The organism is Thermoflavimicrobium daqui (assembly GCF_003313465.1).
Classification (GTDB): Bacteria; Bacillota; Bacilli; order Thermoactinomycetales; family Thermoactinomycetaceae; genus Thermoflavimicrobium; species Thermoflavimicrobium daqui.
In genome coordinates this window covers 434,105-455,160 of record NZ_KZ845663.1, presented here as the reverse complement: position 1 = coordinate 455,160, position 21,056 = coordinate 434,105, and the positions used below count along the sequence as shown (strand labels likewise).

14 protein-coding genes and 1 riboswitch are annotated in these 21,056 nt (G+C 37.0%); of the genes, 10 read left to right on the top strand and 4 right to left on the bottom strand.

Features of this window, described 5'->3' with window-relative positions; genetic code table 11:
• Positions 1–97: 97 nt before the first annotated feature.
• Positions 98–1,252, bottom strand: coding sequence for a protein kinase domain-containing protein (locus DL897_RS02135; protein ID WP_113657474.1), 1,155 nt, complete (start codon positions 1,250–1,252; stop codon positions 98–100).
• A 360-nt stretch (positions 1,253–1,612) separates the two neighbouring features.
• On the opposite strand from DL897_RS02135, the gene DL897_RS02130 reads away from it, so the two are divergent.
• Positions 1,613–3,124, top strand: a complete 1,512-nt coding sequence (locus tag DL897_RS02130; protein ID WP_240627251.1) for an RNA-directed DNA polymerase — start codon at positions 1,613–1,615, stop codon at positions 3,122–3,124.
• A gap of 211 nt (positions 3,125–3,335) precedes the next feature.
• Positions 3,336–5,462, top strand: a complete 2,127-nt coding sequence (locus DL897_RS02125; protein WP_113657472.1) for a 3'-5' exonuclease — start codon at positions 3,336–3,338, stop codon at positions 5,460–5,462.
• Between the two features lie 59 nt (positions 5,463–5,521).
• On the opposite strand, the gene DL897_RS02120 is transcribed toward DL897_RS02125, so the two are convergent.
• Positions 5,522–6,373 carry a DegV family protein gene (locus DL897_RS02120; protein WP_113657471.1) on the bottom strand — a complete coding sequence of 284 codons (852 nt, stop codon included), beginning with the start codon at positions 6,371–6,373 and terminating at the stop codon, positions 5,522–5,524.
• Positions 6,374–6,520: 147 nt separating this feature from the next.
• Here DL897_RS02120 and DL897_RS18800 point away from each other — a divergent pair, with 147 nt between their 5' ends.
• The 5 genes from DL897_RS18800 to DL897_RS02100 all read left to right on the top strand — a co-directional run bounded on the left by DL897_RS18800 (position 6,521) and on the right by DL897_RS02100 (position 10,558).
• On the top strand, positions 6,521–6,643 hold the full coding sequence (locus tag DL897_RS18800; RefSeq protein WP_276308539.1) for a hypothetical protein: 123 nt from the start codon (positions 6,521–6,523) through the stop codon (positions 6,641–6,643).
• 404 nt (positions 6,644–7,047) lie between these two features.
• Entirely contained in the window at positions 7,048–7,887 is an 840-nt protein-coding gene (gene kynA, locus DL897_RS02115; protein WP_113657722.1) for a tryptophan 2,3-dioxygenase, read from the top strand.
• An 87-nt stretch (positions 7,888–7,974) separates the two neighbouring features.
• Entirely contained in the window at positions 7,975–9,261 is a 1,287-nt protein-coding gene (gene kynU / locus DL897_RS02110) for a kynureninase (protein ID WP_420824101.1), read from the top strand.
• Positions 9,261–9,881, top strand: a complete 621-nt coding sequence (gene kynB / locus DL897_RS02105; protein ID WP_113657469.1) for an arylformamidase — start codon at positions 9,261–9,263, stop codon at positions 9,879–9,881. Before kynU ends, kynB begins: the two co-directional genes overlap by 1 nt.
• Positions 9,882–10,240: 359 nt before the next feature.
• Positions 10,241–10,558 carry a Ger(x)C family spore germination C-terminal domain-containing protein gene (locus DL897_RS02100; protein WP_113657468.1) on the top strand — a complete coding sequence of 106 codons (318 nt, stop codon included), beginning with the start codon at positions 10,241–10,243 and terminating at the stop codon, positions 10,556–10,558.
• 91 nt (positions 10,559–10,649) lie between these two features.
• Here the strand turns inward: DL897_RS02100 and mgtE are convergent, their stop codons facing one another.
• Entirely contained in the window at positions 10,650–11,999 is a 1,350-nt protein-coding gene (mgtE, locus tag DL897_RS02095) for a magnesium transporter (RefSeq protein WP_113657467.1), read from the bottom strand.
• A gap of 112 nt (positions 12,000–12,111) precedes the next feature.
• Positions 12,112–12,277: riboswitch (M-box (ykoK) riboswitch) on the bottom strand.
• A 240-nt stretch (positions 12,278–12,517) separates the two neighbouring features.
• On the opposite strand from mgtE, the gene DL897_RS02085 reads away from it, so the two are divergent.
• Positions 12,518–13,921: a SpoVR family protein gene (locus tag DL897_RS02085; protein WP_420824100.1), complete on the top strand. Its 1,404-nt coding sequence runs from the start codon at positions 12,518–12,520 to the stop codon at positions 13,919–13,921.
• A gap of 121 nt (positions 13,922–14,042) precedes the next feature.
• Positions 14,043–16,124 carry a HelD family protein gene (locus tag DL897_RS02080; RefSeq protein ID WP_113657465.1) on the top strand — a complete coding sequence of 694 codons (2,082 nt, stop codon included), beginning with the start codon at positions 14,043–14,045 and terminating at the stop codon, positions 16,122–16,124.
• A 72-nt stretch (positions 16,125–16,196) separates the two neighbouring features.
• Here the strand turns inward: DL897_RS02080 and DL897_RS02075 are convergent, their stop codons facing one another.
• A complete protein-coding gene (locus DL897_RS02075; protein WP_113657464.1) occupies positions 16,197–20,114 on the bottom strand; it encodes a WIAG-tail domain in 3,918 nt (1,305 codons plus the stop codon).
• A gap of 257 nt (positions 20,115–20,371) precedes the next feature.
• On the opposite strand from DL897_RS02075, the gene DL897_RS02070 reads away from it, so the two are divergent.
• A complete protein-coding gene (locus DL897_RS02070) occupies positions 20,372–21,052 on the top strand; it encodes a C40 family peptidase (RefSeq protein WP_113657463.1) in 681 nt (226 codons plus the stop codon).
• The last annotated feature ends 4 nt before the right edge of the window (positions 21,053–21,056 follow it).

Here is a 21,056-nt window from a genome sequence, read left to right as displayed (position 1 = left end):
GAAAGGATACGAAAGAAAGTGAAAGGTAATTAGAACAGTGACCTTATCACTATTACTTAATAAGTGTATATTACTTACTCGGTAGACGAAGAGCCCCCTAATCAGTAAGTAAGAAGTAGGTTGCAATGATACAAATAACCAATACGCCAATGAGAATGATTATATGGTTTTTGTATTCATCCCATATTTTTGATGGGGTTTGCCGATGTTGAGATCGACTTAATGTTGTTGTTTGAGATAAATATTTGGGCTCCAGCATTTTTTCTGAACGTGAAGATATAGGCTTAGTCGGGGTTGGTCGTTTCATTCCCGGGCGATCTATTTGAGCGCGATTAGATTGTGAATTTGCATAGCTTTGACGCGAAGAGCTTGTTTTTACATGTGTTGTTTGTTTCATCGCTTTACTTGCTACATAAGGATGATCTTTAGGAATATTCGCTCTCGCTTGTAATAAAGCTTGTTTAATTTCAAAGGCCGACTGATAACGGCGGTTCGGGTCTTTCTCTAATGCTTTATAAATAATTTGTTTTAACTCATTGGGAACTGTATGATTAATTTTCTGGGGATCGGGTATAGGTTCTTGAATATGTTGTAGGGCAATCGCGATATTTTCATTTCCATCAAATGGTAATCGCCCTGTAACCATTTCATATAGTACAATTCCTAATGAATAAATATCAGAGGGATAACTCACTCGCATACCTCGAGCTTGTTCAGGAGAAATATAATGAACAGACCCCATGACCATTCCTGTTTTAGTAAAAGTAGACTGAGGTTTAACTAAACGAGAAATACCAAAGTCTGTAATTTTATATTCATTATCACGTGTTCCTAGTATATTATGTGGTTTAATATCCCGATGAATAATTCCGTTTTGATGAGCATGTGATAATCCGTCACAAATTTGGATCGCAATATTAATACATTCATGTGGAGAGAGAGAACCGCGTTGCTTAATCAGAGCTTTTAAAGAACGCCCTTCTACATATTCCATTACCATATAATGGATTTTATTTTCTTGACCGATGTTAAAGACTTTGACAACATTAGGATGGGATAATTTTGCCGTTGCTTTCGCTTCCCAGGTAAATCGACGAATAAATTCATTATCATGACTTAGTGACTCGCTAAGAACCTTTACAGCAACAAATTGATTCTTTTTTAAATCACGAGCTTTATATACTTCAGCCATGCCTCCACCGCCGACTAGCTGGATAATTTCGTACCTCCCACCCAATTTTTTTCCTTTCACGAATATCACCTTTCTTCTGATTGACCTCGTGTTCTAATAAAACGGTTAAAATAATAACCCTTTTTATTATATGGTATAACAGGAGGTGAGCAATAGTAAGAAAATGTCATAGGTATAAAAAGCATTTAAGACTTAAGGTTAAGTAGAACATGAATAAACGAGCATATGGATATCAAATTAGAAGGAAGATATTGACTATTCTCTCTAATAGATTGAAATTAAAAACTTACTCCGTTTATAAAACGATATGAGAAGAGTGTAACAAAAAATAGGGTAAAAAACCATCAATTATGCCGTTTTTCTAGGAAATTGCCTTATTTTTTTCGCATCTAATTGAATTGTGGAAGGAATGAGTTGTCAGTGAACTTACTGGAATCCTTACTATCTCGAGGCTTTTTTCCAAAAGAACTTCCACCAGTTTTTACCACTCGTAGTTTAGGAAGCTGTATCCATGAACTTCCAATTAAATATAACATAAAACCAAGTAAAAGTATTACTTTTTCAATTCCAAAGCAAAAACATTATCGACGTATTTTACATGTACCCCATCCATTCCATCAAATTTTACTAAGCATAGAGATTGCCAAAGAGTGGGAACAAATTTACGCATTTTGTACTAAATCAACACTTACTTTTAGTTATCCTAAAGTAGATTTGAGTGGAAAGCGAGCAATTGATAGAGCCTATTCTTTTCAAGAAGTGATGGAGGAGCGTTTACGAAGTTCCATTATCTCTAAAATAGCTCTTTTTACTGATATTTCACGTTTTTATTCAACCATCTATACCCATGTGATTCCTTGGGCGCTTCATACTAAAGAGTTAGGGAAGAAAAAAAGACGAGACAAGAAATTATTGGGGAATCGTCTAGATATCGGTGTCAGAAATACACAAGAAGGTCAAACATTAGGGATTCCGATTGGGCCTGATACTTCATTAGTAATGGCAGAGTTAATTGGTTGTGCGATTGATATGCGATTACAAGATAAAATAGCCAATATTCGTGGTTTGAGATATGTAGATGATTTTTATTTATTTTTTGATACGATGGGAGAAGCTGAACAAGCTCTAACTACTATCCGGGAAACATTAGCGTATTATGAGCTTGATTTGAATGCTCATAAAACCAAGGTGTTTCATTTACCTGAAAGGCTCTATGAATCATGGAAGGTTGAGCTCGATTTATTTAAGATTTCTTCAAAAAAAGCTGAGGAACAACGTGTCGATTTTTTTAATTTGTTTCACAAAGCATATGAATTATATCAAAAATATCAGAATCCCGCCATTATGAAGTATGCGCTAAAAAAATCCATTCCAGATCAATTACACTTGGAAAACTGGGAGCTCTATGAAAGTTGGTTACTTAGAATTTGGATGGATGTATCGAATACTTATCCATTGATCGTAGATCTTTTTAATTATTACCAACGTAAAAAAATGCCGATAGATCAAAAACGAATTACAAGAGTATTAAGTCGTTCGATTCAAGAGTGTCTTCAGTATCAGCATGACTTTGAGTTGGTTTGGGCATTATGGCTATGTAAGTGTTTAAATTTAACTTTACCAGAACAACTTGGGCAAGGCTTATCGATGATCACAAATCCATTTGTGGTACTATTAGCACTTGATTTATCTCATTTAGGGTTATTAAAAGGGCTTACAAAAGAGAGATGGGAACAACAGCTAACCAATGGATGGTCTGAAAATGACTGGCTTCTCCAATATGAGGGAGTACAGAAAGGATGGTTACAAGGAAGGATAGAACATCCGTTTTTTCAACATTTAGCAAAACACCACGTTCAGTTTTATGATCCGATGTCTCCGTTTAATCAGGTAACGATGGCTAGCTTTCGATCACTTGGATATGATCACTAAACCAATTACCACAGTATGTTGCATAATTTGATTGAAAATCAAAATCGTACCAAGCAACCTTATCTATCAAAAAGTAAATTCTCGTAAATGGATAAACCTCTCCCTTCGAAGCGAAAATCATTTATAATCTAACATAGAAGAGGATCATTGTATATTTTAGTAATTTCTGAAGGTATAACACTACCAGATCATAGCGAAGGGAGGAAAAGTAATGCAAACTATTGCAATTCAAGATACCTTCTTAGAAGCTTTTTCCAAGTTACCAAAAGCAGAACAAAAGCGTACCCAAGAAATGATCAGAAAATTGCGTGAAGATTCCTTTTATTCTAGTTTGAATTTAGAACGTTATAAAGAGGCTGTGGATCCACGAGTTTATTCGATTCGAGTTAATCATACATATCGTGCAATCGCCATTCGCCCAGAAAAAAGTGATACGATGCTTCTAGTATGGGTAGATCATCATGACGAAGCATATCGTTGGGCTAAGCGTAAACGGTTCACAGTAAACCCACAGACTGGAGTTATCCAAATGTGGTCATTGGAGGAAGCGAATGAGTCATTCATACAAGATGTGTCTGCTAATACGTATGGTTTATTTACATCCTTAACTGATAAACAACTAAGAACATTAGGCGTTCCTAGTGAATTAGTCGCAGAAGTACAGCAAATAAAAACAATCCAAGAGCTGGAACAAAAAAAAGGAAAGATTCCTTCAGATGCTATCGAAGCATTACAATATTTGGCGCATGGGGAAGCATATGAAGAAGTAGTCAGATTTATGGAAGAATTACAAGTGGAAGCGCAACAATTAGCGAATCAGACCAAAGAGGCAACAGCATTTGAGAAAGCGATCAAAAGTGTTCATTCTAGTAGGCATATTGTGGTCGTATCGGATGATGAACAATTAAATGAGATTTTAACGAAACCGCTGGAAAAATGGCGGATTTTTCTTCATCCAAGTCAAAAAGTTTTAGTAGAAAAAAATTATTTAGGTCCTGTTCGGGTGTTGGGAGGAGCGGGTACAGGAAAAACTGTCGTCGCTTTGCATCGCGCCCGGCGTTTGGTACGAAATATACTAAAGCCACAAGAAAAAATATTAGTAACTACATATAACTCTAATCTGGCTGACTATTTAAAGGAATGTTTACGAACCATGTGTACGGAACAAGAGTTTAATCAAATTGATGTTATACCGATTGATCAATTAGCCAAAAGAATAATCTATCAACTGGTCAAACTGCCTATTAATAAGATCATTAATGAAGCTATGGATATGAAAGAAATTTGGATCAAATCGTGTCAAGAAACAGGTTATCCGGTTGAAAAATTGCATTTTGTTATTCAAGAGTATATCCATGTTATTCAAAATCATGGTATTCAAACATGGGAAGAGTATGCACATATCCCACGTATAGGAAGAGGTATACGTATCTCCTCTCGTGAACGAGAAAAAGTTTGGCAGGTTGTAAGTTTTGTACGCCAACAAATGGACAAGTTAAAGTGGTATGAATTTGTAGATATATTACGTATAGCGCGAACATGGCTTGAACAAAATCCAGGTACTTTTGTCTACCGCTGTGCAGTAGTTGATGAGGCACAAGATTTTCACATGGAAGCATTTAAATTACTTCGTGCCTTGGTTCCAAAGAAAATGAATGATTTATTTATTGTAGGAGATCCTCATCAACGAATTGATTCTCATCATGTGGTATTACGACTTTGTGGGATTAATATTCGAGGACAGCGTTCAAAACGTTTACGCATTAACTATCGAACGACAGAGCAGATTCGCGAACAAGCTGTCAAACGATTACAAGGATTTGAGTTTGACGATCTAGATGGTGGAAAATTAGATGGAAAAGATACATCACTAATCTATGGGGAGCCACCTGAGCGACTTCATTTTACGACTGAACATGAGGAACAGCAATTTATAGTCAATGAAGTAAGGAATCTATTAGACCAAGGTATTCGATGTAATGAGATTGCTATTTTAGCAAGAACCAGTCAGATTGTAGAAAAGTTAAAAAAGAGTCTACAATCCCATCAAATTCCCGTTGTTACACTCAAATCTCATTTTGTTCAGACTGAAAGTGGAATCAATTGCGGAACGATGCATCGCAGTAAAGGATTGGAGTTTCGGATTGTGTTTATCGCAGGTGTCAATAAAGATGTCATTCCTTTATATGATAAGTATTTAGATCTAGAACAAGGGGGTCTAGAAGATTATGAGAAGCAGGAACGTTCTCTACTCTATGTGGCAAGTACACGTGCTAGAGATAAATTATATGTGACTTCCTATGGAACTCCCAGTTCATTGTGGGAATTAGATAGCTAAAGACAACACCAAAAAGCAGATCTTCCTTTTCTACAGATCTGCTTTTACTTACTTAACGATTAATTTTCGGAGCTAGCCGTGTTAATAACTAAACCTAATAATCCAGGTCCTGTATGAACAACTAAGGAAGAACTAATGTGGCTGATATAAATCTCAACAATATTTTCCATTTTTTTGAATCGCTCTTTTAGCATCATCGCTTCTTGCTCTGCTTTTGTATGAATAATCGTTAAGCTGGTCTTAGTCGATTCGACTTGTTTTAAGACAGGTTCAAGCATTTTTTTAATGGCTTGTTTACGCCCACGTCCTACCGTAAAAGGATAAAATTTTCCTTCTTCGTCAACGGAAATGATCGGTTTTAAGTTAAGGAGAGAGCCAAGAGTAGCAGCTACTTTTCCAATACGGCCACCAGCCTTTAAATACTCGAGTGTATCTACTATAAAGAATCCCATCAACTTTTGCCGAGTCTGCTCAATTTTCTCAATAATTTCTTGGAAGTTCATTTTATCTTGAACCATTTTAGCAACTTCAATGGCGAGAAAACCGAGTAGCCATGAGAGTCCTTTAGAATCAATGACTTCAATTTTCATATCAAAATCTTGTACGATGAGTTTAAAAGCATTGTAAGTGCCGCTTAACGCTGCTGAGACTGTTAAAATGATACAATGTGTATATCCTTCATCTTGAACTAGCTTAAGTGTCTGAATGATATCTTTAGGGGCAGGCATCGATGTTTTCGGGATTTCCTCGTGAAGTTTATCACAAACTTCTTCGGGTGTGATATCAATTCCATCGCGATAATCTCCATGTGAATAAATCACACGGATTGGAACTACTTTGATGTTCCATTTTTCAAGTAAACTAGCTGGTAAATCACAAGAGCTATCGGTAATAATGGCGATCCGATTCATATCCATCCCCCTTCCAGTCCATCTAAGTATAAGGTAGAAGAATGAAGAAAAACAAGCTAAAAGTTCGACTTAGGAGTTGATTAGATTGACCAATTCCTAATCATGAACTTTTAAGATGAATGCGCATTAGCATAGTATGAATCGTATATGCGAGAAGGATATAAAACTGGAGTTGAGGAAGCAAATCAATTGGTTACAACCTTTGCAAAAAGCGATGAAATCATTGCTACTATGATTAGTTGGTCAGTCTCTGGAATTACTTTACAGTGAACAAATGAGGGAAGAGCAGAAGGACTGAATCTTGACGTTAACGATGTATAGCTATTCATAGCTACTGTTTTAAATAATAAAATATATGAACTTTCAAGTTAGTGAATAGACTTCCATAAGTTTTTATCCACATGAAGACTTTTGACATTTCTGCTTTGGAATTCAAATCTCATTAACGATTTTTCTCAGTTAAGTGACTCTCATGAGGATTATGTCTTTGACAACTCTACTTGAATGTACAAAGATATAAAATATCTAAATATACCTTTAAATATTATCATATATATAAGCTATATCCCATAATCACTATGGGAATAAAACGAAAATTTTGTCATGAACTTCCAAGATCAAAATTGTGTTATAGTATAGATGTATTTGAAATTAGAAGGGTTGAGGTGCATATTATGAGTGAAAAAAATAAGCTCGTACCCGAGAAAGGAATTCATACAGATTTTTTACAAAAAATGACATATGGAGAATATTTATCATTAGATAAAATTTTATCTGCACAGAATCCGCTTTCAGGCCATCATGAAGAAATGGTATTTTTGATTATTCATCAAACGAGTGAGCTCTGGATCAAATTAATGTTACATGAGTTAAACGCAGCAACGAAGCTAATTACCCAAGATATTTATCAACCTGCATTTAAAATGCTTTCTCGCGTTTCCAAAATTCAATCGCAAATTATACAATCATGGGATATTTTAGCAACGATGACACCTGCTGAGTATATGGAATTCCGTGATAAGCTGGGGAATGCTTCTGGCTTCCAATCTTATCAATATCGCTTAGTTGAATTTGCCTTTGGAAATAAGAGTAAACATATTTTAGAGATTTATAAAAAAGATAAAGAGTTATATGATTGTTTATATGAAGCTTTATATCAACCTAGCCTTTATGATGTATCGATTCAAGCTTTGGCCAAGGCTGGACTGGAAATCAATCCAAAGTTACTGGATCGCGATTGGAGCGAAAAATATGAAGAAGATCCAACTGTGGAGGCTGCATGGTTAGAAGTATATCGAAATGTGGATAAATATTGGAATCTCTATCAATTGGCTGAAAAATTAGTTGACCTTGAAGATTGGCTCCAACAATGGCGATTCCGACATATGAAAACAGTGGAGCGAATTATTGGTCATAAGATGGGAACAGGTGGGTCTTCAGGTGTAACTTATTTGAAAAAGGTGTTAGATGGTTATCTATTCCCGGAACTTTGGAAAATTCGTACTCAATTATAAGTATGAATGGATTCTTTATGGTCACTAAAGACCAAAGAAACGAATGTTTTTGTATAAATCATTGAACATGATTCATAGAGATGGAGGATGGGTTATATGGAATTTCAACCAACGAGGGAATTTGCGAAAGAGCTAGACAGCCGAGATGAGTTAGCCAAATTTCGTGAAGAGTTCTATCTTCAACCGGATACCATCTATATGGATGGGAACTCACTTGGTCTTTGTTCCAAACGAGCAGAATCCTCTTTATTAGAGTTATTAGCATCTTGGAAACGTTATGGCATCGATGGTTGGACAGAAGGGAAATACCCTTGGTATTATCTTTCGGAACAGTTGGGAGCGAAAATGGCTCATCTGATCGGGGCAAAACCTGAAGAGGTTGTTGCAACCGGTTCCACAACCGTAAACTTACATCAATTGGTTAGTACTTTTTATCGTCCAGAAGGTAAACGAACCAAAATTGTTGCTGATGAATTAACCTTCCCATCTGATATCTATGCCTTAAAAAGTCATTTGCGTACGCGTGGTTTTGATCCAGATACTCATCTGATTCGTGTGAAAAGTCGGGATGGACGTACTTTAAATGAAAGCGATATCATTGATGCGATGACAGATGAAGTGGCTTTAGTACTTCTGCCGACTGTACTTTATCGAAGTGGACAACTCTTAGATATTGAACTTTTAACCAAAGAAGCCCATGCTCGTGAAATTTTGATTGGGTTTGATGCGTGCCATTCAATTGGAGCGATTCCACATCAGTTTAGTCAATGGGGAGTCGATTTTGGCTTCTGGTGTACGTATAAGTATCTGAATAGTGGTCCGGGAGGAGTCGCTGGGCTTTATGTCAATGAAAAACACTTTGGCTTAGCACCTGGGCTTGCAGGTTGGTTTGGTTCCGATAAAGATAAACAGTTTGATATGTCCCATGATATGGAGCATGCGCAAACGGCAGGTGCTTATCAAATTGGTACTCCACACTTACTAAGTGTAGCCCCACTCATTGGATCACTTGAAATTTTCGATGAAGCTGGGATTGAGCGAATTCGTAAGAAATCGCTTGCGCTTACTCGATATATGATGCAATTAATCAAAAGTGAGTTAAGTGGTTATGGTTTCTATATTGGAAATCCTACTGAAGATCATCGTCGTACGGGGCATATTTGCTTAGAACATGAAGAGGCACCCCGGATTTGTAAAGCACTAAAAGAAAAACTAGTTATCCCAGACTTCCGAGCTCCCAATGTCATTCGCTTAGCCCCTATCGCTCTTTATACTTCTTATGAAGAAGTATGGGATATGATCCACCGTTTAAAAGTGATAATGGAAGAACAAACCTATAAGAAATTTAAAAATGAACGTGAGGTTGTTGCTTAATGTGCCTCATCGATATTTCGGAACCACTTCGGGCTGGTGTAGCAGGCTGGCCCGGAGACACGCCTTTTTCTTTTACGCTTAATTGGACAAAAGAGGAAACAGGCTCTGTCAATGTTGGGAAAGTTATATTTAGTACGCATACAGGAACCCATATTGATGCTCCTTTTCATTTTGATAATGAAGGACAAAAAGTGCATGAGCTAGATCTTTCTCTTTATGTGGGCCCTTGTCGCGTGATTCACTTATTTGATCTTCCTTCGATTGGAGCCCATGATCTTGCGAAGTATAATTTAGCAGGGGTTGAGCGATTAATTATCCGTACAGACTCATGGAAAGATCGTTCTGTCTTCCCCACATCTTTCACCTATATTCGCCCCGATTTAGGTTCTTATTTACAGAAGCAAGGGATTCGGCTGTTGGGATTAGATGTACCATCGGTTGATTTGCCAGATAGTAAGGAGTTATTAGGTCATCATTCTTTACATCAACATGGTGTGCATATTTTAGAAGGTACTGTTTTATATCAGGTGGAAGAAGGGGATTATGAGCTGATCGCCCTGCCACTACCGATTGAAGGTGCAGATGGAAGTTTGGTTCGAGCCGTACTACGGAAAATATAAAAAGGTTGATAAATAAAAAAGTGAGCCTGATTTATTCACAAGCTCACTTTTTTATTTATGTGAGCGGTTCAAAAAGAGTATCAACCATTAACGTAACGGACGCACTGTGCATAGAAAGCCTTCTTGTCACAAAAACTAGAAATAATATGAGCAAAATCTATGTTGATTTTTAAAAGGGAAAGATAGGATTTTCTGAAAGGACACATCCATATGACTGATGTAAAGAATTCAAAGGGATTTAAGTGACTAAAAACTAAGAAATTAAAAAATAACCAATCGAATTACGATGTTTCATCTTCTAACAACCAGCCAACAAATAATCAATCAACAGAGTACATAACACAAGTTCAGAAAACGGCTTGTCAAATGATTTAACAACCAATCTATTGATGAACATAAAGAGAATCAAACAAGAGATTGGACATAATGCTGATGTTAAATTTCATAAGTTTAAACTAGACCAAATAGATATACAGTCATTGATCGTTGATGTCGATATTGAGGCAGAAGGAACTTTCGAGGCTGATTGGTTGGTTCTAGGAAATACTTTTAAAAATAACCTATTAAGAAGAGTGGAGAAAGCAACACAAAGGGAAATTCTACGAATTGTTAATTTAGCTTTATCAAAAACTCAAAAGGTATATCGAGTAGATGTAGCTGGATTGGTAATCAATTAAGAATTGTGTACCCAGAGATATGAATAAAAAAGGTGAAGAAACAAGATAGATCATTCGAGTAAGAAAGATGAGGTCTTTAAGACCTCACCTACTATAGATGTAAAAGTAGCTTTGCTGTGGTAAAGTAAATAATAAGTCCAGTTCCATCCACTAAAGTTGTGATTAATGGATTAGATACAACGGCAGGATCTACCTTGAGTCGATGTAAGATGAGTGGTAAAATAGCAGACACTAAAGATGACCATAATACAATAATTAAAATAGAAATGGATACAACCCAACCGACATTCGTTTGGACACCCATGAGCACCGCTCGTATATACATAATGAATCCTAACGATAAGCCTAGTAGACATCCAGTTATGATTTCTTTGCGTATTACACGAAAGATGTCCTTAAATGTGACTTCACCCATACCAAGAGCACGTACTAAAGTGGTAACAATTTGTGAAGCTGTATTGCCACCGGTACCTGTTAAGAGAGGGATAAAGAATGATAGCTCTACAATTTTACTTAGTGTATCACTAAACTTTTCTAACACATTTGCAGTATAAGCACCACCAATAAAGAGCACAAGTAGCCAAATAATTCGTTTCCGGAAAAGTTCCCAGGTCGATGTTTTAAAGTAAGGCTCGGATAAAGGAGAGCTACCTCCCATTTTTTGAAAGTCCTCTGTAGCCTCTTCTTGGATAACATCAACTACATCATCTACGGTGATAATCCCTTTTAGCCGATTTTGCTGATCAACGACTGGAAGAGCATAAAAGTCATATCGAGATAAAATGTTGGCTACTTCTTCTTGTTCCATATCTGCAGGAACTGTGATGATATCTTGGATAGCAATTTCACCTAAACGAGTATCAGGACGAGCTAAGATGATCTCTTTCAACGAACAGACCCCTACGAGTTCGCCACGAATATCAGTGACATAGATGTAGGAAACAATTTCTGCTTCATGTCCCACTTTTCGTATATGTGAGAGAGTCTGTTCGCCATTCCAGTAGGCTCTGGCAGCTATATAATCTACTGTCATGAGACTTCCCGCTGTATACTCGGGATAAGTCATCAATTGATTGATTTTATCACGATAATCTTCGGGGAGTAAATCCAAAAGACGTTGTGCTTGTAACGGATGGATCGCTAGTAGCATATCTACCACTGCATCACTTGACATCTGCTTCAACAGAGGGGAAGCGATGGAGTCCTTTAAGTGTCGTAAAATATGATATTGCACCTCAGGCTCAAGATATTCAAGTGATTCAGCGGCAAGCACGATTGGCAACTTAGATATCAAATCAAGCTGTTCCTCAAGACTTAACTCCCTCAAAACTTCGGAAATATCATATGGACGTAAAGAATGAACCAAATCAAACAAATGTTGTGGGTTTTTCTTGTTCTGTAAAGCGAATTCAATTTCTTTTTGAATGATGGTGTGATCCATGCTTTCCCCTCCTTTTTGTATTATGCCCAATAAAAAACCCTCTCTAAAAAGATCGAGAGGGTTTCATCATCACAAAATAAGCCCAATATTTGCCTGTTTCTGGGCTATTTTTGAATGTCCCCCTCATTGAGCTTTGGCACTGAGCGGCATAGGTCATAAGACCAGCTACGTTAGAAAAGACCTTCTTTCCGATCTTTCCTGCTGACCCATTGGCGTCTCTCGACATTTTTGGGCAGTAGCGTATCTCCGAACAGGAACCTCACCTAATAGAGACATCAACTATACAATTATGATTGATTTAAGCTAAGTATAGCTGCTTGATTCATTTTTCGTCAACTATAATGTTATTTATTCTTGAGTTAAGTCTTTTTACACACTATTAAAAATTAATTTATGCTATAATGTAAATATAAAAAATTGAAAATATATTTCACCTAGTCAATTCAATCTTAAGAATTGTAAATCTGGAGAATCAACTTAGCTTCAAACTTCCCTTGTTTAAAGGAAGGGGGGCAATCATGTCCAATGAGATGAAAGCCCTAGAGCGGGCGATTGATGAAATCACGGAAATTGCCGTTGGTTTTGGACTTGATTTTTATCCGATGCGCTATGAGATTTGTCCAGCAGATATTATTTACACTTTTGGTGCTTATGGGATGCCTACACGCTTTTCCCACTGGAGTTTTGGGAAAGCTTTTCACAAGATGAAGCTGCAGTATGACTTTAACTTAAGTCGAATTTATGAATTGGTCATTAATTCTAATCCTTGTTATGCCTTTTTGCTAAAAGGAAATAGTTTAATTCAAAATAAGATGATCGTGGCTCACGTCTTAGCACACTGTGACTTTTTTAAAAATAATATTCGCTTTTCCAATACGCCACGGGATATGGTTGAGAGTATGGCTGCAAGTGCTGAGCGAATCCGTAACTATGAGATTCAATACGGAAAAGAGGAAGTAGAAGCCTTTTTAGATCATGTGCTTGCAATTCAAGAGCATATCAATCCAAGCCTTTTGGATCAACAATTGACTTATCAAGATAAAAATGAAAATCCAACACCGAAGCGTACAACTCCATATGATGATTTATGGAGATTAGATGAGCCAAATAATATCCCACCCAAAGATACGAAAAAGAAAAATTTTCCAGAAGACCCAGAGAAAGATTTACTATTGTTTATAATGAATCATAGCCGGATTTTAGATGATTGGCATCAAGATATTTTAACTATTATACGTAATGAAATGCTTTATTTTTGGCCACAAATTGAAACAAAGATTATGAATGAAGGTTGGGCGACATACTGGCATATTCGGATTATGCGAGAGATGGATTTGACAGAAGAGGAGACGATTGAATTTGCCAAACTAAATGCATCAGTCACACAACCAGCTCCAACTTCGATCAATCCTTATTATCTCGGACTAAAAATTTTTGAAGATATTGAACGTCGTTTTGATCATCCCACCGTGCAAGAACAAAAGAGATGGGGGCGTATGCCTAACCAGGGACGGAAGAAAATTTTTGAAGTTCGTGAATTAGACTCTGATATTTCTTTCTTACGTAACTATTTAACGAAAGATTTGGTAGAGGAATTAGATTTATATGTGTTTCAACGGAAAGGGAATGATTGGAGTATTACAGATAAAAATTGGAAAAAAGTCCGAGATGAATTGGTAACAAGCCGTATTAATGGTGGATATCCAGTAATCTTAGTACAAAATGGGGACTATCTCCAAAACGGGGAGCTGTATTTGGTACACCAGTACGAAGGAGTCGAGCTGGATATCAAATATTTGGAAAAAACGCTACCGCATGTTTATGCTCTCTGGGGACGAAATGTTCATCTACAAACGATGATGGACTCTCGAAAGGTTTTATTTAGCTATAATGGAAAAAAATGTACTAGACGATATATATAGATAGAGGCTCGGTTTAAAAACCTGGACATTATTCATGTTCAGGTTTTTTTGTTGATTTGACATCAGTGAATTTTTGTAATAAATTATATGTTACGTTTCTTCAAATCAAGGGGGTAATATTTTGAGTCTATATACGGAAGAAAAGCAAAAGCTTAAGCAAATCACAGAGAAAATTGGTCAACAGATAGCTGCACTTGAAAAAATACCTCGCTATTATGGCAATCATTTAGTTGAGCAAATACTTGATGATCAACGACAAAAGAAGCTAAGAGATCTAAGACATGCTTATTCTCAACTCTATTTTGGTCGCTTAGACTTTGAAGAGGGTGAAACGAACCAGATTACTCCTTTATATATTGGGAAAATCGGTGTGGAAGATGAAGCGGAGAATCAACCACTAATCATTGATTGGCGAGCTCCTGTTGCTAGTATGTTTTATTCGTTTACTGGAAAAGGAGATACTGCTTCCTATATTTCACCTGATGGTTTAGTTGAAGGAGTTATTCATTTAAAACGAAATATTGTTATTCGTAAGCAAAAACTAGAGCGAGTTGTGGATAGCTATGTTCGAGGAAAAGAAAATATGGGGCTTACCGATGAATTTTTGTTGTATCGTCTCTCCGAGAATAAAGATCATCGATTACGTGATATTGTTTCTACCATTCAACTTGAGCAAGACCAGATTATCCGTGCAGATCGCAGTGAGGCGTTGATTATACAAGGAGTACCCGGAAGTGGAAAGACAACAGTTGCCTTACACCGACTTGCCTTTTTGTTATATCAATATCGACAAAGAATCAGGGCGGAACGCATTGTCATTTTTGCACCCAACCAAATGTTTTTGGATTATATTTCGGATGTATTGCCGGAGTTAGGAGTGGGTGATATTCAGCAGACAACTTTTCGTAACTGGGCGATGGAGATTTTAAAGTCACATCACATCGAACTTGAAGAGCTAAAAACTTCTCCTCAGGCTAAACAATTTGATAAAAAACCACCATTCTTGACTCAAACAGAAAAATGGGATCGCCTAAGAGGATCGATCGATTTTTTACATTATTTAAAGAGGGCATTTGCCTACTATGAATCTCATGTCGTTCCAAAACGTGGAATACTTGCATGGGATGATGTTTTTCTCTCTGAAGAAACTATTCGAACTTGGTTTGAAATTGAATATAAACATGAACCTCTTATGAAAAGAAAGGAACGAGTATTTGCTCGCATCAAACGTTGGTTAGAGTCGGCATATAAGGAAATACGCTCCTTAGATCCGAAAGGTTTACAAAAAAAAGAAGCAATGAAACGGATGCGTGCATATATGAAGGCTTGGCCGAAACATAACCTCATTGAATTATACCATCATCTTCTCATTACTCCTCTTCCTTCCAGTGATTTAGATATTGATCTTTCCATTATTAGACAAAACATCAACTTAAAGGTGCTTGACTGTGCTGATTTGGCACCGCTTGTTTATCTACATACCCAGTTGTATGGAGTAGATCAGACACAGTTGTTTGATCATATTGTCATTGATGAGGCACAAGATTTTTCCCCATTACAAGTTGCAGTGTTACAAGAATACTGTCCCAGTGGTTCGTTTACGATCTTGGGGGATATACTACAAAATATTTTTGGGGGGCAAGGAATTCGCCATTGGAATGAATTTCAAAGTTTGTTTCCTATACAAAAAGTTCGTTTCTATCAGTTACAGCGAAGTTATCGGTCAACAACGGAAATTATCCAGTTTGCAAATCAAGTAATCGATCCATATCGCGGAGAAATCGAAAGGGCCATTCCTGTATTTCGTAGTGGTGATCCTGTACAGTGTTTTCAAATGAATTCATTTCAAGAAATTATGACTTGGGTTCAAGATGCTTTTTCACAGGGGAGTCATACAGTCGCTGTTGTTACACCAACAGAGATGAGAGCCAAAGAGGCATATCGTATGTTAATGAACGCAGAGTTAAAGCCTAACTTAATTACTTCACAACAAGACCAGTATCTAGGGGGGCTTTCTGTAGCACCGATTTATTTAGTTAAAGGAATGGAGTTTGATGCCGTTATCTTACTGGATGTCGATGATCAATTTTATCCAGAAAATGAGCAATGTGCAAAGTTGCTATTTGTTGGATGTACACGTGCCTTACATCGCTTATCCCTTGCATATCAAAAGGAGATTTCGCCATTAGTTCCCCAAGGATAAAGAAAAGAGGACTGACCCCAAAGCATGAAATGCCTAGGGTTAGCCCTTCGCAAACACGAATTAGAAATTATCTCAGTTAAACCCTTTTTCGTTATTATAAGAAAGTGGCTTGGAGAGAGTTGCGATGGAAATAGTTTCAGGTGTTTCTTCTAAGCCAGAAGTGGGTGGTTGTGAGCTTGAAACCACAGAAGGAGTTGCGATCCAAAATATGTTCCCTTTGATTTCTTGTTTTGTCGAACAAGCTTTATAAATTCGAAGCATAAACTTTTCTTCCGAACGTTCCAATAAACTTGCAATGCAAAAAGGCTGATCTGTCATTGCTACGACAATGTAAGAAGCAGGTAAAGACTGCTCAATAGGGACTTCAACGATAGTTTCGACTTCTTCTTCCCCTATGATAAAAGTGGTATTTCCTGACAGAATGAGAGGGAGAGAAAAGCTTAGTTTTTCGATTCCGATTGAATGATCTTTAAGATGTTCTGATTGAACGGATTCTTCAGCTAAATGGATGGATTGTATCGCTTTAGCCGCAATTTTATCAGATTGTACGGAGTCATTTGCCAATTTGTCTTTGGTGATGGATTTATTTTGTAGATGATGAGTTTGGATGGTATCAAAGCCAATTTTATAAGAAGTGATTGCGCCTTCAGCTATATGGCGGTTGGTGATTTGTTCATCTTGAATATGTTTAGAGAGAATGGATTGCTCTTGAATGTGTTTAGCGTCAACCGACTCTGAAGCTAACTTATTCGCTGTAATAATTTCATCCGTTAGATGATGATTTTCAATTTGATTCGGTTGAATGTGTTTAGATGAGATGATCTCCGAAGTTAGATGTTCTTCGTAGATGGCATCTTTGGCTAATTTATCAGCAGTCACTATTTTGCTTGCGAGGTGGTGAGATTCGATTTGTTCATCTTGAATATGTTTGGAGAGAATGGACTGCTCTTGGATATGTTTAGCCTCTATCGAATCGAAGGCTAACTTCTGAGTAGTAATGATTTCATCCGCAAGATGATGATTTTCAATTTGCTTATTTTGAATATGTTTAGAAGAAATGATCTCTGGAGTTAGATGTTTTTCATGGATAGCTCCATTGGCTAATTTATCAGCAGTCACTATTTCACTCCCAAGGTGATGGGATTCAATTTGCGCATCATGAATATGTTTAGAGAGAATAGACTGCTCTTGAATGTGTTTAGCCTCTATCGAATCGAAGGCTAACTTCTGAGTAGTAATGATTTCATCCGCAAGATGATGATTTTCAATTTGCTTATTTTGAATATGGTTAGAGGAAATGATCTCTGGAGTTAGATGTTTTTCATGGATGGCTCCATTGGCTATTTTATCAGCAGTAACAATTTCACTCCCAAGGTGATGGGATTCAATTTGCGCATCATGAATATGTTTAGAGAGAATAGACTGCTTTTGAATGTGTTTAGCGTCAACCGACTCTGAAGCTAACTTATTCGCTGTAATAACTTCATCCGTGAGATGATGATTTTCAATTTGATTCGGTTGAATGTGTTTAGATGAGATGATCTCCGAAGTTAGATGTTCTTCGTAGATGGCATCTTTGGCTAATTTATCAGCAGTCACTATTTCGCTTGCAAGGTGGTGAGATTCGATTTGTTCATCTTGAATATGTTTGGAGAGAATGGACTGCTCTTGGATATGTTTAGCCTCTATCGAATCGAAGGCTAACTTCTGAGTAGTAATGATTTCATCCGCAAGATGATGATTTTCAATTTGCTTATTTTGAATATGTTTAGAAGAAATGATCTCTGGAGTTAGATGTTTTTCATGGATAGCTCCATTGGCTAATTTATCAGCAGTCACTATTTCGCTCGCGAGGTGGTGAGATTCGATTTGCGCATCATGAATATGTTTAGAGAGAATGGACTGCTCTTGAATGTGTTTAGCGTCAACCGACTCTGGAGCCAACTTATTTGCTGTAATGATTTCATCCGCAAGATGATGATTTTCAATTTGCTCATTTTGAATGTGATGAGAGAAAATAGACCGATCAATGATATGTTTTGCTTCCACAGAGCATTTCGCGATCTTATTTTGGGTAACTGATTCATTGGCAAGGTGATGATTTTCAATTTGTTCATTTTGGATATGCTCTGCTTGAATGGACTTTTCACTAATGTGTTTCTTTTGGATAACTCCTCTAGCTAGTTTACCAGATGTTACTACTTCATCGGAGAGATGGCGGTTTTTAATTTGTCCACTTTGAATATGTCCAGCTAAGATCGCTTGTTTGTCAATGTGGTCACTTTGAACTGAGGAAAAAGCCAATTTTTCGGCCGTTATTGCTTGATTAGCTAGATGATCTGTTTGGATTTGTTCTTCACCAATATGGTCAGCAATAATCGCTTGTTTTGAAATATGGTGTTGCAAAATAGAATTACCAGCTAACTGATTGGTTGTAATTGCTTCATCTTGCAGATGATGGGTTGCAATTTGATCAGGTCGTATATGGGAGGAAATGATGGATTGTGGTTGAATATGTTTTGTTATAATCGCTTCTCTTGCTATTTTTTCTGATGTTATCGCTTCACTCGCTAATAGCTCTGTTTCAATTTGACCTTTTTGAATATGTTTGGCTGTGATGATTTGATTAGACAGATGCTCTGTACAAACGGCATTTGGAGCTAATTTGCTTTGAGTAATCGCATCATTGGCTATGTGCTTAGTTAAGATTTGCTTTGGTTGAATATGGTCCTTTTGAATTAATTCAGGGCTTAAATGTTCACTTAGGATCGCTTTAAAAGCGATTTTACTTGGAGTAACTGCCCCTTCTCCTAATTTATTTCCAGTAACTGATAAATCGATTAATTTATCGGTCGAGACAGACTCGGGTGCTAGCTTAGCTGTGGTAATAGAATGGTCCATCAGCTTTGTACCAGAAATCGAATGGCTCGCAATGTGATGATCATGAATACTTCTGTCTTGAATGTGATGCTGACCTACTGAACGTTCTTGTAAATGTTGTGCATGGATAATTTGATTATTCAAATGGCGAGTCTGAATCGCTTGATCCTGTATCATATGATCTTGAATAGAGAGTGGAGAGAGCTTCGAGTGCGTAATTGCCCCATCAGCAATATGTTTGGTTTGGACGATCTTATCGTTTAAGTGATGAGTCGAAACGGAGGAATGAGCCAATTTATCTTGGGTAATTGATTCATTTTCAAGTTTCTCTGCTGTAATGGATCGGTCTTGGAGTTTACTTGTTGAAATAGAAAGATCAGCAATTTTAGCATTATCAATAGTATCATTGGCCAGATGAATATTGGTGATGGTGCCACTTTTAATTTTTGCACCTGTGATGACTTGGTCAGCTAGATGTTCTGGATGAACATGGCCAATTCCAATATGATTGGCATAAATGGAACGATCTTTAATCTTACTGCCTTCAATACTATGTTCCATGATACGGTTGCCTGGAATTGAATTTTCTTTTAAATGCTTAGCAGTAATGGATTCACGTTGAATCTTTTCGCCAGAGATGGATTGATTGTCCAGATGGTGCTCTTTGATCGCTTTCTCTGCGATTTTAGGAGAAGTAATAGCTTGGTCAGCTATTTTTGCTGAAATAACGCTTTCATCTTGTAGATGATCAGTAAGAACTGCTCCTTTTTTGATCTTGCTGTCGCTGATGGAATGATTAGCAAGCTTTTCTGAAGTAATGACTGCATCAGGTAAATCATCTGTATAGATAAATGCTTTCTTTTCATTTGAGGGATTACGTAACTTTTTAAGTTTAGAGAGCTTGGACTCATGGGGAAAGGGGAGATCATTTTTGAAATGTGTTTCTTCTTGGTCAGGAGGTAGAAGATTTCTTTGTTCGGTGGGTAATGGTTCGGATTGTTTTGCTAAATCAAGTTGTTCAAGTTGCATAATCTCTTCTAATATAAGTTCATCTTGGAAGTGATCTGACATTATTTTTTTTCGTGATGGACCGATTTTTTTTCGTTTCAACTTTCATGCTCCTTTCTATACAATCTGTACCTTTTACTATATATTCATGAGCATGACACATGGAAACAAAGAAAATAAAAATATCCAAATTAGATTGACATTAACGGCTAGTCATAAAAAGAGTATGCCGGATATTACTTATATTGGTGATATTTACATAATACAACAGGTTTTTTTTATGTTAACATGGAAAACAAGTTGGACGAGATCAGCAAAAAGAAATGTCCAACAAATTTATATATTCTTAGGAGGATTTGATGCTTACACGTAAAAAGATCAAAAAAGTTGCTTTTGCCTCATTAACTTCTCTTGCAGTAATCGCTGGAATCCCTTTAAGCATGAGCCATGCTGCTCCACAGGATGATTTGCAGAGAATCTTTTCGAAAGTGGGTTGGAAATATTCAGAAGGTAAACTGGTTACTCAACCTAATTATTCGGAAGATTCGGCTAACGAAACACCTTCCAATGTGGCACCATCTATTCCAGAAAAGAATCCACCACAAAATAAGATAGAGAATCCATCTGACTTAGATAATTCGAGTGAACAATCAAATGCTCTCGCTGACAGAGTTATTAAAACTGGGGAAAAGTATTTAGGAGTCCCATATAGATTGGGGGCACCGTCTGGGCAAACGAAATTATTTGATTGTTCACTGTTCACACAGCAAGTGTTCAAAGAAAACAAGATTTCTCTCCCGCGTTCCTCTCGTCAACAAGCAACAGTGGGTAAAACAGTTTCCCGTTCTGAGATTAAAAAAGGAGATCTTCTTTTCTTCAAAACCAGTTCTTCAAATGGGAAAATTGGGCATGTAGGAATTTATGCTGGGAATAATAAAGTTTTACACACTTGGGGTTCAGGAGGAGTTCGTTACGATTCAATGGATACTCGCTGGTTAAAAGAAGGATTTATTACAGCGAAACGAGTGATTAATAACTAAAAAG